Below are 12,948 nucleotides of genomic sequence, written 5' to 3'. Positions count from 1 at the left end.
GCAAGCGGCACAGTCAATGTGCCTTCCCCGGGCGCCGCTTGCGGCGCCCGTGCCGCCCGCCCCGGCGCCACCCGCGGTTACACCTCGGTTTTCATCCGATTCCCGGCCCGCCATGATCCTATCCCGTCTCCTTGCAAGCCTGCTCCTGGTGGCAGCACCGGCTGCGTACGCCCTCGATTTCAAGAGCGTGGGCAGCGCCACGGTGATCCTGTACGACACGCCATCGACCCGGGGCACCCGGATGTACGTGGCGCCGCGCGGCATGCCGCTGCAGATCGTGTCGACCTATGGCGAGTGGGTCAAGGTGCGCGACATGAACGGCGAACTGGCCTGGACCGAAACCAAGGGCCTGAGCGCACGCCGCAACGTGGTGGTGCGCACGCCCGGCGCCAGGGTGCATGCCGGGCCCGACGACGCATCCCAGGTCCTGATGACGGCCGACAAGGGCGTGGTGCTGGAACTGGTCGACCCGGCCGCGATCACCTGGGTCCGGGTGCGCCACCGCGACGGCATCCTGGGTTTTGTCAGGTCGAACGACGTCTGGGGCCTGTAGGCGCCCCGCTTCACCCTCAGGCTACACACATGCAACAACAGAAAAAACCAAGCAAGATCACCGTCCTGGGCGCCGGCGCCTGGGGCACCGCCGTGGCCATCTCGCTGGCGTCCCGCCACGATGTGCTGCTGTGGGGCCGCAATCCCGCGCAGATGGCCGAGACCGAAGGCGCGCGCGAGAACCTGCACTACCTGCCCGGCCATCCGCTGCCGGCCAGCCTGAAAGTGAGCGCCGATTTCGAGGCCGCGCTCGGGCACGTGATGGATGCGCTGGACGACGAAGCCCCGCTGCTGATCCTGGCCTGCCCGGTGGCCGGCCTGCGCCCGCTGCTGGGGCAGCTGCAGGGCCGGAAGATTCCCAACGTGGTCTGGCTGTGCAAGGGCTTCGAAGCCGGCACCGGCCTGCTGCCGCACCAGGTGGTGGCCGAGGTGCTGGGCAATGAGGTTGCCGGCGCGGCCCTGTCCGGTCCCTCGTTCGCCCAGGAAGTGGCGCGCGCCCTGCCCTGCGCCCTCACCGTGGCCTCGACTTCGGGCGCGCTGCGCGAGCGCGTGGTGGCGGCGGCGCACGGCAACAACCTGCGCGTCTACGCCTGCGACGACATGGTCGGCGTGGAAGTGGGCGGCGCGGTAAAGAATGTGATGGCGATCGCCACCGGCACGGCCGACGGGCTGGGGCTGGGGCTGAACGCCCGCGCGGCCTTGATCACCCGCGGGTTGGCCGAGATCACCCGCCTCGGCGTGACCCTGGGCGCGCAGCCCGGCACCTTCATGGGCCTGGCCGGGATGGGCGACCTGATCCTGACCTGTACCGGGGATTTATCGCGCAACCGGCGCGTCGGGCTGGCGCTGGCGCAGGGCAAGCAGCTCGACGCCATCGTGGCCGAGCTCGGGCACGTGGCCGAAGGCGTACCCTGTGCCAAGTCGGTACGCGCGCTGGCGCGAAGGCTGGGGGTCGATATGCCGATCACCGAGGCGGTGGCGGCGGTGCTGTTCGATGGGGTGGACGCGACGGAGATGGCGCAGCAGTTGCTGGCGCGGGATCCGAGGGATGAGTTGGCGTGATCGTTTTGGGTTAACGCTGCTCGCGCAAAATTAGGGGGAACAATGCCAGTGGCATTGTTCCCGCCTTCGCCGGTACGACGTTGGTTTAGTTAGCGGGACACCGGCTTCGTTAGCACCAACGCCCTAAAAACCGTCGTACCGGCGAAGGCCGGCACCCAAGTTGGTCGCGCACCAAAAACGCCCCCTCAACTCCCCTTGTTCCGCCCCGCCCCCAGCAAAATGGTGAGCAAGGCCACCGCATCCTCATTGGCCCGGATCGCATGCGGCACCCCGCCGGCCAGGTACACCATCTCGTTGGGCCGCAGTACCGTGGTGCTGCCGTACGCGTCGAATGCGATTTCCCCTTCCAGGCACACCAGGGTCATCTCGCCCTCGACGCTATGCTCCGGCATCGGCTTTTCCTTCGGCAGCACCAGCCGGATCAGTTCCATGTGCTCGGTCTTGACCAGCGCAATCGAGGTGAAATGGGCGATGTCGTTGTCGCCGCGCTGCAAGGCGATCCGCTCGCCCGAAACTGCATGTTGCAAGGCCATGTCGCCTCCTGTTCAGTGGTTCATTCCGGTTCTTCGTGCACCTCGGGCACGCCGCGCAGCCAGGTGACCAGCGCGAACGCGTCCTTCATGCCGCTGGCCAATTGTGGCACCAGCAGGTCCGGTGCGTTGAGCTTCAGCGGCACCTCGATCCACACGAAAAAGCTCTTGAGCTTCAGGTATTCCACCAGCGGGTGGCCGGGGTCGATGCCCTTGGGCGGGCGTTGCAGTTTGTCTTCTTCCTGCAGGTCGCCATAGGTGCTGCGTAGATGCTTATTCTTCAACATTTTGCTGAAGCCTGTCGCATCGTTGACCACGTGTTCGCGGATCGCTTTCAGGCGGTGCGCTGGCGGCAGGTATTCGCCGGCGCCGAACAACAGCTTGCCGTCGGCCTCGATGTGGAAGTAATAGGTCGGCCCGCCCGCCGCGCTCGGGCGGCGCTTGTTGAGCGGTGCGATGCCGGCCGAGAAATGGGTTTTATAGGGGCGCTTGTCCTTGGCGAAGCGCACGTCGCGGTGGATCCGGAACATGGCTTTCTTGGGGTCGCAGCCGGCCACCTGCTTGTCGAAGCTGCCGAGTTCGCGGATCAGCTCGGTGACGACGTCGAGGAATTCCGCACGCAGGATGTCGTAGCGCGGCTTGTTCATGATGAACCAGGGACGGGTGTTGTTTTCGCTGAGCTCGCTTAAAAATTGCGTCAGGTCACGCAGGTGCATGGGTGGTCCAAAAAAGGGTTACTGGGAAGGCTGGCGCGGCCGCTTGCCGACGGTGACGTCGAGCGTGGACTCGCGGTTCTTGCGCAGGATGCGCAGCGGGACTTTTTCGCCCGGCTCGAGCGCGGCGATGAGCTTGAGCATGTCGCTGGTATTGGCCACCGCCTTGCCGGCCACGGCCACCAGGATGTCGCCCGGGCGCATGCCGGCGCGGTCGGCCGGCCCGCCGCGCACCACGCCGGCGATGATGGCGCCGCTGGAGCGGCCGAGGCCAAAGCTTTCCGCCAGTTCCGGCGTGATGTCCTGCGATTCGATGCCGATCCAGCCGCGCACCACCTGGCCGTGCTTGATGATCGATTCCAGCACGGTTTTGGCCGTGGTGACGGGAATGGCGAAGCCGATGCCGACCGAGCCGCCGGTCTGCGAGTAAATCGCCGAGTTAATCCCGAGCAGCTGCCCCTGGGTATCGACCAGCGCCCCGCCCGAGTTGCCGAAGTTGATCGCGGCGTCGGTCTGGATGAAATTTTCGAAGTGGTTGATGTGCAGGTTGTTGCGCCCCAGCGCGGAAATGATGCCGAGCGTGACGGTCTGGCCGACCCCGAACGGGTTGCCGATGGCCAGCACCACGTCGCCCACCCGCGCCGCTTCCGGGTCGCCCAGCACCATGACGGGCAGATTGCGCGCCGCGATGCGGATCACGGCCAGGTCGGTTTCCGGATCGGTGCCCACCACCTGCGCCGGCGCCTTGCGGCCGTCCGCCAGGCCGACCTCGATGATGTCGGCGCCTTCCACCACATGGTTGTTGGTGAGGATATAGCCTTCGGTGCTGACGATCACCCCCGAGCCCAGGCTGGCCAATTGTTCGTCGGGCGGCATGCGGTCGCCAAAGAAGCGGCGGAAGAAGGGGTCTTTCAGCAGCGGATGGGTGTCGCGCGACGCCTTGCTGGTGAGGATATTGACCACCGCCGGCATGGCGCGCCCCGCCGCCTCGCGGTAGCTGCCGCTGGCCGGCACGCTCGCACCCTGCAGCACCGGCACCGCCCTGCCCGGCACGCCCACGCCGACCTGGGTCGGGGCGCGCTGCAGCCACTCCGGCTGCAGCGCCGCCACCACGAAATACAGCGCCAACGCCACCGTCACGGCCTGCGCGAACAGCAGCCAATAGCGCTGCAGCGGCCCGCGCTGGCGGGCCGGGCGGAGTTCGTGGAGGGCGCCGTCTTTCACTTTTTGAGCGAATCGCGAATGTCACGCAACAGCAAAATTTCTTCCGCTTCCGCGGCCGTTACCGGCTCGATCGGTCCGCGCAGCCGGTTCACCAGCCGCACCATCTGGAAGATGACAAACGCCAGCAGGATGAAGTTCAGCAGGATGGTCAAAAAATTGCCGTAAGCGAGCACGGCGCCCGCTTTCTGGGCTTCGGCCAAGGGTAGCGCCGTGTCCTGGCCGTTCAGCGGAAGATAGTAATTGGCGAAATCGAGGCCACCGAACAACATGCTGATCGGGGGCATGATCACGTCCTTGACCAAGGAGTCGACGATCCGCCCGAAAGCGCCACCGATAATCACGCCGACCGCAAGATCGACGACGTTGCCGCGCATTGCGAACGTTTTAAACTCACCCATCATGCTCATGGCCATTCCTTTCATTGTTATTGAGGCAAGGAGCTTCATCATACTCCAAGCTCCCGGGGGGTGTACGCACAGGCTTCCCAGCATCTTTATGGCCCCGAAAAGCTTCATATTTCAAGCTTGTTGTGTCCGCTTGATAATTTTTTTCCAATCGGTATTGCCGTTCACATATAATTTTGCGTTGCTGGAAGCTCTTTACTTGATTCTTAAAGTTCGTATTTTCACGGAGTGGGGTTGGTATGAGTAACGAAAAACAGGTCGATTCAGGCCGACGCGGGCTGCTCGTCGCTACATGCGCGGCCGGCGGCGTTGTCGGGGTATCCACGGCGGGCGTGCTCGTCAGCACCTTCCAGCCGTCCGAGCGCGCGAAAGCCGCCGGCGCCCCGGTCGAGGTTGACATCGGCGACGTCAAGCCAGGCGAGATGAAGGTCGTCGAATGGCGCGGCAAGCCGGTCTGGATCCTGCGCCGCACGCCGGAAATGATGGCCACCCTGGAGAAGGACGCGGGCGAACTGGCCGACCCGAACTCCGAGAAAGAGTTCCAGCTGCCGGTGCCGGAATACGCCAAGAACCCCTATCGCGCCCGCGCCGAGCACAAGGAAGTGCTGGTCACCGTCGGTATCTGTTCCCACCTCGGCTGCTCGCCATCGTCGCGCCTCGCCTCGGGCCCGCAACCGAACCTGCCCGATAATTGGCCGGGCGGTTTCCTGTGCCCTTGCCACGGCTCGACCTTCGACCTGTCGGCGCGCGTGTTCAAGAACAAGCCGGCGCCGACCAACATGGATGTGCCGCCGTACATGTACCTGTCCGATAACCGCCTGATCATCGGCAAAGATGAGAAAGGCGAGGCATAACATGGGCGCCCCCTTCAAAGAGACGCAACTGCCGGCCAACGCGCCGGTGGGCCAGAAGGCCCTGGCCTGGGTCGACGACCGCTTCCCGCTGACCAAGCTGTGGAACGACCAGTGGGGCAAGTACTACGCCCCGAAGAATTTCAATTTCTGGTACATCTTCGGCTCGCTGGCCATGCTGGTGCTGGTGCTGCAGATCGTCACCGGCATCTTCCTGACCATGCACTACAAGCCGGACGCCAACCTGGCCTTCGGTTCGGTCGAATACATCATGCGCGAAGTGCCGTGGGGCTGGCTGGTGCGCTACATGCACTCCACCGGCGCCTCGATGTTCTTCATCGTGGTCTACCTGCACATGGCGCGCGGCCTGATGTACGGCTCCTACCGCAAACCGCGCGAGCTGATCTGGATCTTCGGTTTCGCGATCTTCCTGTGCCTGATGGCCGAAGCCTTCTTTGGCTACCTGCTGCCATGGGGCCAGATGTCGTACTGGGGCGCCCAGGTGATCGTCAACCTGTTCGGTGCGATTCCCGTCATCGGCCCGGACCTGTCGCTGTGGATCCGCGGCGACTACGTGGTGTCCGACGCCACCCTGAACCGCTTCTTCGCCTTCCACGTCATCGCGCTGCCGCTGGTGATCCTGGGCCTGGTCGCCGCCCACCTGATCGCGCTGCACGAAGTGGGCTCGAACAACCCGGACGGCATCGAGATCAAGGACAACCTGGGCCCGGACGGCCACCCGGTGGACGGCATCATGTCGCACCCGTACTACTCGACCAAGGACTTCTTCGGCGTGTCGGTGTTCCTGCTCATTTTCTCGGCAATCGTGTTCTTCGCGCCTGAGATGGGTGGCTACTTCCTGGAATACAACAACTTCCTGCCGGCCGATTCGATGAAGACGCCGCCGCACATCGCCCCGACCTGGTACTTCACGCCGTTCTACTCGGTGCTGCGCGCCACCACCGCCGACTTCATGTACGTGCTGATGGCCGCGATCGCCGCCTACGTCGTGTTCATCTGGTTCAAGTCGCGCCTGGCCTACAAGACCAAGATCGCGGTCGCGGTCATCGGCCTGGTGCTGGTGGTCGGCATGCTGCCACAGGTGCTCGATGCGAAATTCTGGGGCGTGGTGCTGTTCGGTTCGTCGGTGGTGATCATCGCCTTCCTGCCGTGGCTCGACCACTCGCCGGTGCGCTCGATCCGCTACCGCCCGGACTGGCACAAGTATGTGTACATCGTGTTCGGCCTGTGCTTCGTGGCGCTGGGCTACCTGGGTACCCAGCTGCCGACGCCGGCCTACACGCTGATCTCGCAAGTGGCGACCCTGCTGTACTTTGCGTTCTTCCTGCTGATGCCGTGGTGGAGCACGATGGGCCGGTTCAAGCCGGTCCCGACGCGCCTGACCTTCACGCCACACTGATCGCCAGAACACAAAGCACAAGGACAAGCACATGAAATATTTTGCGAAGAAACTGATCGCAGTCCTGGCGCTGGTGCCGGGGCTGGTTTTTGCGGCCGAAGGCGGCTTCCCGCTGGAGCGGGCGCCTGAGCGCCACGACATGTCGTCGCTGCAGAACGGCGCCAAGCTGTTCGTCAACCACTGCCTGAACTGCCACTCTGCCTCGAGCATGCGCTACAACCGCCTGCGCGACCTGGGCTTGACCGAAGAGCAGATCAAGACCAACCTGTTGTTTTCTCAAGACAAGGTGGGCGGCATGATGACGACGGCCCTGCGCCCGGACGACGCCAAGGCGTGGTTCGGTGCGGTGCCGCCGGATTTGTCGGTGATGACCCGCGCCAAGGCCTCGCCGGCAGGCAGCGGCCCGGACTACATCTACACCTACCTGCGCACCTTCTACAAGGACGATACCCGCCCGACCGGCTGGAACAACATGGTGGTGCCGAACGTGGCGATGCCGCACGTGATGTGGCAGCAGCAGGGCGTGCGCGTGGCGAAGTTCGCCGACGTGCCTGACCCGCACGCGCACGGCAAGACGATCCACCAGTTCGCCGGTTTCGAGCAGGTGTCGCCGGGCACGATGTCGCAGCAGGAGTTCGACACCGCGACGGCCGACCTGGTTGCCTACATGAGCTGGATGGCTGAGCCAGCGCAAGGCACGCGCAAGAAGTTGGGCGTTATTGTGTTGCTATTCCTCACCCTTTTCGCCTTCCTGGCCTGGCGCCTGAATGAGTCGTACTGGAAAGAAGTGAAGTAAATTCGCTTTCATTGCCCGGTTGGCTATAATACGGGCAATCATTTTTCGGGGTGAGTCGCTTGGCGCTTCACCCCTTTGTTTCTTAAGGAACTATAAACCATGATGGTTCTCTACTCCGGCACCACGTGCCCGTTCTCCCAACGCTGCCGCCTGGTCCTGTTCGAAAAGGGCATGGACTTCGAGGTGCGCGACGTCGACCTGTTCAACAAGCCGGAAGACATTTCGACGATGAACCCCTACGGCCAGGTACCGATTCTGGTCGAGCGCGAACTGATCCTGTACGAATCGAACATCATCAACGAGTACATCGACGAGCGCTTCCCGCATCCGCAGCTGATGCCGGCCGACCCGCTGATGCGCGCCCGTGCCCGCCTGATGCTGTTCAATTTTGAAAAGGAACTGTTCGTCCACGTGCACGTGCTGGAAAGCGAGCGCAACAAGACGAACGACAAGAGCCACGACAAGGCGCGCGCCGAAATCCGCGACCGCCTGACCACGCTGGCCCCGCTGTTCCTGAAGAACAAGTACATGCTCGGCGACGAGTTCTCGATGCTCGACGTCGCCATCGCCCCGCTGCTGTGGCGCCTGGACCACTACGGCATCGAGCTGTCCAAGACCGCGGCACCGCTGATGAAGTACGCCGAGCGCATCTTCTCGCGCCCGGCCTACATCGAAGCACTGACCCCGTCCGAAAAGGTCATGCGCCGCTAACACGACGCTCGGTGGCGCGACGGGCATTGTCCCTGCGCGCTACCACTGATCCGGTACACGCCGGTCCCGGACGCGCCCCGGCGAATCCGGTAAACTGGCGTGGACGCCTAGTACTTATCAAGCAGAACCAATGTCAGATATCTCCACCAAGCCCTACCTCCTGCGCGCCATCTACGAATGGTGCACGGACAGCGGCTACACGCCCTACCTGGCCGTCAAGGTCGATGCCACCACCTCGGTACCGATGGAATACGTGCGCAAAGGCGAGATCATCTTGAACATCAGCTACGGCGCCACCTCGGGCCTGAAGATGGACAACGACGCCATCCACTTCCGCGCCCGCTTCAACGGCGTCTCGCGCGAGCTCTACATCCCAGTGCAGAACGTGCTGGCGATCTACGCCAACGAGAACGGCCAGGGCATGGCGTTCGAAGTCGGCGCGACGGCGGCGGACGCGCCTGCTGCGGAAGAATCCGTGGACGCCCCGGCCCCGGCGCTGTCGGCAGTGCCCGACCGGCAGGCGGAAGCGCCGGCCGACGCGGCAACGTCGCCCGATGACAACGACGAGCCGCCCAAGAAGGGCGGTCGCCCAACGCTGACCAGGATCAAGTAAGGTATAATTCTTGTCCTAAAGATCACGCCGGCTTAGCTCATTTGGTAGAGCAGTTGATTTGTAATCATCAGGTGGCCAGTTCGAAACCGGCAGCCGGCACCAGTAATTGTGAAGGGTCACGGCGTCTTACGCTGTGACCCTTTTTCGTTTTGGGATATTGCTGCACTGTTGCTGCACCATGCCCCTGACAGCTTGCAGTGGGCCCCCGCTCCTGCAGCCAAAACACGTCAAGCCAGCAACTGCCCGCCCGCCGCCGTGTACGCCGACACGAATTCGTTGTACGGCACATAGCGTTGCGGCGGATAGCGATTGCACAGCCCCGGCCCCATCGGCAGCGCGGCCCAGGTGCGCGCTGCCCTGGGCATGGCGCCGGCAATGTCGCCGGCCTTGACCAGCTCGATAACCCCGATGCTGCGCAGGATCTCGACCGCAATCAAGTCCTGGGTGTGCGGGGAAAAGTCAGTCAGCCCCAGCTTGCCGCCATGGTGCTGCCACGTGGGCCGGGTGATCTGGTACATGCCCGCCGCCGTGGTCTTGCCGTCGATGCCAGGCCCCGGGTGCGTGGAGGTGTCGGTGAAGCGCCAGCGGTCCTCCCTGCGGCCCTTGAGCGCGCCGTACTTGAAGTCGTAGCCGCCGCCCTCCGCCACGGCGATGGCCTTCATGAAGGCGGCGACATTCGGGTGCGCCAGCAGCGCCGCGTTTTCCGCAAGGCGGTTCTTCATGCGCAGGTTCATGCCCACCTCCTCAGGTGATGCCGCCGTTAGGGCAGCCTTCGCTTCATGGTAGGAAGCGCCCTGCCCGGACGCTTGAGAAAGCGCAGAATCCCGCCTGCGTTCGACCATCGTCATGGACATCGAACAAGCTGCTTGCGGCTAAGCAAAACAGTCTTCGAAGAAATCCTTGCCTGAAGGGTAGTGAAACTGTGCCAAAATCCCTGACCGCAATATTTGTTTGACCGAGATTTCACCCGGTGCTATAGTCGATCGAAGCCATTGGTAACGTTTCCAACTTACCAAAAAAATAACGGCACGAAAACGGAGACACGATGTTCACAGTACGCACCCTGGCGGCAGCCTGCGCATGGCTGTGCGCTGCCGCTTCGGCGCACGCTGCGTCGGCGTCGGCCTCAAGCCACGCCAGTCCCAAGGCGGAGGTCATCCACTGGTGGACCTCGGGCGGCGAGTCGGCCGCGGTCAAGCAGGTGGCCCAGGCCTACCGCAATGCCGGCGGCGTGTGGATCGACACGGCCATTGCCGGCGGCGACCAGTCGCGCGCGGTGACCATCAACCGCATCGTCGGCGGCAACCCGCCGACCGCCGCCCAGTTCAACACCTCCAAGCAGTTCCTCGACGTGATCGAAGCAGGGATGCTCAATAATGTCGATACCGTCGCGCGCGCGCAGAACTGGGACCAGCTGCTGCCGGCGCCGATCATCGACGTCATCAAGGTCGACGGCCATTACTATGCGGTGCCGCTGAACATCCACATGCAGACCTGGTTCTGGTATTCGAAGTCCGCCTTCCGGAAGGCCGGCATTGCGAAGGAGCCGGAGAGCATGGCCGAATTCTTCGCCGCGCTCGACAAGCTCAAGGCGGCCGGCATCATCCCCCTGGCCCACGGCGGCCAGGCCTGGCAGGAAACCGTGCTGTTCTCGGCCATCCTGGCCAATATGGGCGGCAAGGAGCTGTACCTGAAATCGATGCGCGACCGCGACCAGGCGACCCTGCTCTCGCCCGCCTTCCGCAAGGTGCTGCTCACCTTCAAGCGCCTGAAGGCCTACGTGGATGCGGGCGCGCCGGGCCGCAACTGGAATGACGCCACCGCCCTGGTCATCAGCGGCCGCGCCGGCTTCCAGGTGATGGGCGACTGGGCCAAGGGCGAGTTCACCAATGCGCGCCAGGTCGCGGGCCGCCACTACGGCTGCATGGCGGGCCTGGGGCCGGGCACGCCCTACCTGATCCAGGGCGACGTGTTCGTCTTCCCGCGCACCGACGACGCCCAGGCGGTGAAGGCGCAGAACCTGCTCGCCAACGTGGTCTCGCAACCCGGGCTGCAGGTGGGCTTCAGCAAGCTGAAAGGGTCGATTCCCGTGCGTACGGATGTGAACGCGGCGGAACTGGACCTGTGCGCGCAGAAGGGCATCGAGATCATGAAGGACCGCGCGCGCCAGGCCGGCGTCACCGAGGTCTACCTCACGCCGGACCAGAACGGCGCCATGCAGGATGTGCTGACCGCCTACTGGAACACGAATATGCCGGCCGAGAAGGCCCAGCGCAGCATCGCCAACGCCCTCAAATACTGACATGCTCGCCCGCGCCAACAAGCTCACCCCGCACATCGCCCTGCTGCCGATGGCGCTGACGGTGCTGGTCGCCTACATCGGCGCCGCGCTGTGGACCGTGCGCACCTCGCTTACCAGCTCGCGCACCTTCTCGTCCGATAACTTCATCGGCTTCGCCCAGTATGCGCGCCTGTTCGACAACGAGCGCTGGCTGATCTCGCTGAACAACCTGGCCCTGTATGGCGCGCTGTTCATCGTCGCCTGCATGGTGCTGGGCTTCCTGCTGGCCGCATTCATCGACCAGGACGTGCGCGGCGAGGGTTTTCTCCGCACGGTGTTCCTGTATCCGTATGCGATGTCCTTCATCGCCACCGGCCTGGTATGGCAGTGGATGCTGGCGCCCGGCGCCGGCATCGAAGGGGCGGTGCAGCGGCTCGGCTTGACCGACTTCCGCTTCGACTGGCTGGTCGACCAGGAGATGGTGATCTACACCATCGTGATCGCCGCCGTGTGGCAGGCCTCGGGCCTGGTGATGGCGATGATGCTGGCCGGCCTGCGCGGGGTGGACCCGGAAATCTACAAGGCGGCGCGCCTGGACGGCATCCCGGCCTGGCGCGTGTACCTGCAGATCGTGCTGCCGATGCTGGGCCCGACCGTCGCCACCGTGTTCCTGCTGCTGTGCACCGCGGTGGTCAAGCTGTACGACGCGGTGGTCGCCATGACCGGCGGCGGGCCGGGCACGGCCAGCGAGGTGCCGGCCAAGTTCATCATGGACCACCTGTTCCTGCGCTCGAACATCGCGCTGGCCTCGGCCGGCGCGGTGACCCTGCTCATTCCCGTGCTGGCGTTGCTGGCGCCCTATGCCTACGCCCGCAGCAGGAAGGCACGCGCATGAGCGACACCACCCTGCCCGCTGCCCCCGCCATGGCGTTCGACTCCGCTCCTGCCACGCCGCGCGCGCGCCGCAAGCGCTTGTCTCCTGCGCGCCTGGGCGTGTATGCCTTCCTGTTCAGCGCCGCGCTGTACTTCCTGCTGCCGCTGTACGTCATGATCATCACCTCCTTCAAGTCGATGGACGAGATCCGAAGCGGCAACGTGTTCGCCCTGCCCGCGTTGGCCACCATCGCGCCGTGGCAGGACGCCTGGGCCCAGGTCAGCGGCGGCTTCTGGAACTCGGTGGCGATCACGGTGCCGAGCACGATCATCCCGATCCTGCTGGGGGCCATCAACGGCTATGCGCTGTCGTTCTGGCGCCCGCGCGGGGCGAACATGCTGTTCGGCGTGCTGCTGGCCGGCGCCTTCATCCCGGTGCAGGTCATGATCTACCCGCTGGTGTGGATGATGGCGCGCGCCGGCATATTCGGCTCGCTGCCGGCGATCGTGCTGGTGCACGTCATCTTCGGCATGCCGATCATGACCCTGCTGTTCCGGAATTACTATGCGGCGGTGCCGCAGGAGCTGTTCCAGGCCGCGCGCATCGACGGCGGCGGTTTCTGGCGCATCTTCCTCCAGGTGATGCTGCCGATGTCGCTGCCGATCATCGTGGTGGCCGCCATCATGCAGGTGACGGGCGTCTGGAACGACTACATCCTGGGCCTGGTGTTCGCGGGCCGCGAGCATGCGCCGATGACGGTGCAGCTCAATAACGTGATCAATACCACCACCGGCACGCGCCTGTACAACGTCAACATGGCCGCGACCATCCTGACCGCGGCGGTTCCGCTGGCGATCTACTTCATCTCGGGACGCTGGTTCGTGCGCGGTATCGCGGCCGGCGCAGTCAAAGGTTAA

At 64.3% G+C, this 12,948-nt stretch carries 15 protein-coding genes and 1 tRNA gene; 11 read left to right on the top strand and 5 right to left on the bottom strand.

The genetic code is table 11. The annotated features are described in order from the left end of the window. The first annotated feature begins 112 nt into the window (after positions 1 to 112). Positions 113 to 553, top strand: a complete 441-nt coding sequence (locus BM031_RS01585; RefSeq protein ID WP_091870179.1) for an SH3 domain-containing protein — start codon at positions 113 to 115, stop codon at positions 551 to 553. Between the two features lie 29 nt (positions 554 to 582). After that, positions 583 to 1,614: an NAD(P)H-dependent glycerol-3-phosphate dehydrogenase gene (locus BM031_RS01580; protein WP_091870177.1), complete on the top strand. Its 1,032-nt coding sequence runs from the start codon at positions 583 to 585 to the stop codon at positions 1,612 to 1,614. A gap of 185 nt (positions 1,615 to 1,799) precedes the next feature. Here BM031_RS01580 and BM031_RS01575 read toward each other — a convergent pair whose 3' ends face one another. The 4 genes from BM031_RS01575 to mscL are packed head-to-tail and all read right to left on the bottom strand — an operon-like array spanning position 1,800 to position 4,488. After that, a complete protein-coding gene (locus tag BM031_RS01575; protein ID WP_091870174.1) occupies positions 1,800 to 2,147 on the bottom strand; it encodes a cupin domain-containing protein in 348 nt (115 codons plus the stop codon). Positions 2,148 to 2,167: 20 nt separating this feature from the next. Continuing rightward, positions 2,168 to 2,860, bottom strand: a complete 693-nt coding sequence (locus tag BM031_RS01570; RefSeq protein ID WP_091870171.1) for a DUF2461 domain-containing protein — start codon at positions 2,858 to 2,860, stop codon at positions 2,168 to 2,170. A gap of 18 nt (positions 2,861 to 2,878) precedes the next feature. Beyond that, positions 2,879 to 4,030 carry a Do family serine endopeptidase gene (locus BM031_RS01565; RefSeq protein WP_091870398.1) on the bottom strand — a complete coding sequence of 384 codons (1,152 nt, stop codon included), beginning with the start codon at positions 4,028 to 4,030 and terminating at the stop codon, positions 2,879 to 2,881. Positions 4,031 to 4,077: 47 nt separating this feature from the next. Then, complete coding sequence (gene mscL / locus BM031_RS01560; protein WP_091870168.1) at positions 4,078 to 4,488, bottom strand: large conductance mechanosensitive channel protein MscL; 411 nt, start codon at positions 4,486 to 4,488, stop codon at positions 4,078 to 4,080. Positions 4,489 to 4,724: 236 nt separating this feature from the next. Here mscL and petA point away from each other — a divergent pair, with 236 nt between their 5' ends. The 6 genes from petA (at position 4,725) to BM031_RS01525 (ending at position 8,978) form a co-directional block, all read left to right on the top strand. Further along, positions 4,725 to 5,339 (top strand): ubiquinol-cytochrome c reductase iron-sulfur subunit, encoded by a 615-nt coding sequence (petA, locus tag BM031_RS01550; protein ID WP_091870163.1) that lies wholly within the window; start codon positions 4,725 to 4,727, stop codon positions 5,337 to 5,339. A gap of 1 nt (position 5,340) precedes the next feature. Next, positions 5,341 to 6,756, top strand: a complete 1,416-nt coding sequence (locus BM031_RS01545) for a cytochrome b (protein ID WP_091870160.1) — start codon at positions 5,341 to 5,343, stop codon at positions 6,754 to 6,756. A gap of 31 nt (positions 6,757 to 6,787) precedes the next feature. Further along, entirely contained in the window at positions 6,788 to 7,552 is a 765-nt protein-coding gene (locus tag BM031_RS01540; protein ID WP_091870158.1) for a cytochrome c1, read from the top strand. Positions 7,553 to 7,651: 99 nt separating this feature from the next. Further along, positions 7,652 to 8,263, top strand: coding sequence for a glutathione S-transferase N-terminal domain-containing protein (locus BM031_RS01535; RefSeq protein ID WP_091870155.1), 612 nt, complete (start codon positions 7,652 to 7,654; stop codon positions 8,261 to 8,263). Positions 8,264 to 8,393: 130 nt separating this feature from the next. After that, on the top strand, positions 8,394 to 8,876 hold the full coding sequence (locus tag BM031_RS01530; protein ID WP_091870153.1) for a ClpXP protease specificity-enhancing factor: 483 nt from the start codon (positions 8,394 to 8,396) through the stop codon (positions 8,874 to 8,876). 26 nt (positions 8,877 to 8,902) lie between these two features. Continuing rightward, a tRNA-Thr gene (locus BM031_RS01525) sits at positions 8,903 to 8,978 on the top strand. A gap of 125 nt (positions 8,979 to 9,103) precedes the next feature. Here BM031_RS01525 and BM031_RS01520 read toward each other — a convergent pair. Then, positions 9,104 to 9,610 carry a glycoside hydrolase family 24 protein gene (locus BM031_RS01520; RefSeq protein WP_229408381.1) on the bottom strand — a complete coding sequence of 169 codons (507 nt, stop codon included), beginning with the start codon at positions 9,608 to 9,610 and terminating at the stop codon, positions 9,104 to 9,106. Between the two features lie 311 nt (positions 9,611 to 9,921). Between BM031_RS01520 and BM031_RS01515 the strand changes: the two genes are divergently transcribed. The 3 genes from BM031_RS01515 to BM031_RS01505 are packed head-to-tail and all read left to right on the top strand — an operon-like array spanning position 9,922 to position 12,948. Beyond that, on the top strand, positions 9,922 to 11,178 hold the full coding sequence (locus BM031_RS01515; protein ID WP_091870150.1) for an ABC transporter substrate-binding protein: 1,257 nt from the start codon (positions 9,922 to 9,924) through the stop codon (positions 11,176 to 11,178). Position 11,179: 1 nt separating this feature from the next. Beyond that, on the top strand, positions 11,180 to 12,052 hold the full coding sequence (locus tag BM031_RS01510; protein ID WP_091870148.1) for a carbohydrate ABC transporter permease: 873 nt from the start codon (positions 11,180 to 11,182) through the stop codon (positions 12,050 to 12,052). Further along, positions 12,049 to 12,948, top strand: coding sequence for a carbohydrate ABC transporter permease (locus BM031_RS01505; RefSeq protein WP_091870145.1), 900 nt, complete (start codon positions 12,049 to 12,051; stop codon positions 12,946 to 12,948). The genes BM031_RS01510 and BM031_RS01505 overlap by 4 nt, the downstream gene beginning before the upstream one ends.

It is taken from the genome of Massilia yuzhufengensis (genome assembly GCF_900112225.1).
Classification (GTDB): domain Bacteria; phylum Pseudomonadota; class Gammaproteobacteria; order Burkholderiales; family Burkholderiaceae_D; genus Telluria; species Telluria yuzhufengensis.
Note: the sequence above shows the minus strand (reverse complement) of the source record. Positions and strands in the feature narration are given on the sequence as shown.

What these genes read in the sequence shown, in the direction of transcription:
- BM031_RS01505 (WP_091870145.1), top strand. Translation starts at nt 12,049, where the DNA reads ATGAGCGACACCACCCTGCCCGCTGCCCCCGCCATGGCGTTCGACTCC.
- BM031_RS01545 (WP_091870160.1), top strand. Translation starts at nt 5,341, where the DNA reads ATGGGCGCCCCCTTCAAAGAGACGCAACTGCCGGCCAACGCGCCGGTG.
- BM031_RS01570 (WP_091870171.1), bottom strand. Translation starts at nt 2,860, where the DNA reads ATGCACCTGCGTGACCTGACGCAATTTTTAAGCGAGCTCAGCGAAAAC.
- mscL (WP_091870168.1), bottom strand. Translation starts at nt 4,488, where the DNA reads ATGAGCATGATGGGTGAGTTTAAAACGTTCGCAATGCGCGGCAACGTC.
- BM031_RS01580 (WP_091870177.1), top strand. Translation starts at nt 583, where the DNA reads ATGCAACAACAGAAAAAACCAAGCAAGATCACCGTCCTGGGCGCCGGC.
- petA (WP_091870163.1), top strand. Translation starts at nt 4,725, where the DNA reads ATGAGTAACGAAAAACAGGTCGATTCAGGCCGACGCGGGCTGCTCGTC.
- BM031_RS01530 (WP_091870153.1), top strand. Translation starts at nt 8,394, where the DNA reads ATGTCAGATATCTCCACCAAGCCCTACCTCCTGCGCGCCATCTACGAA.
- BM031_RS01585 (WP_091870179.1), top strand. Translation starts at nt 113, where the DNA reads ATGATCCTATCCCGTCTCCTTGCAAGCCTGCTCCTGGTGGCAGCACCG.
- BM031_RS01535 (WP_091870155.1), top strand. Translation starts at nt 7,652, where the DNA reads ATGATGGTTCTCTACTCCGGCACCACGTGCCCGTTCTCCCAACGCTGC.
- BM031_RS01520 (WP_229408381.1), bottom strand. Translation starts at nt 9,610, where the DNA reads ATGAACCTGCGCATGAAGAACCGCCTTGCGGAAAACGCGGCGCTGCTG.
- BM031_RS01510 (WP_091870148.1), top strand. Translation starts at nt 11,180, where the DNA reads ATGCTCGCCCGCGCCAACAAGCTCACCCCGCACATCGCCCTGCTGCCG.
- BM031_RS01515 (WP_091870150.1), top strand. Translation starts at nt 9,922, where the DNA reads ATGTTCACAGTACGCACCCTGGCGGCAGCCTGCGCATGGCTGTGCGCT.
- BM031_RS01575 (WP_091870174.1), bottom strand. Translation starts at nt 2,147, where the DNA reads ATGGCCTTGCAACATGCAGTTTCGGGCGAGCGGATCGCCTTGCAGCGC.
- BM031_RS01540 (WP_091870158.1), top strand. Translation starts at nt 6,788, where the DNA reads ATGAAATATTTTGCGAAGAAACTGATCGCAGTCCTGGCGCTGGTGCCG.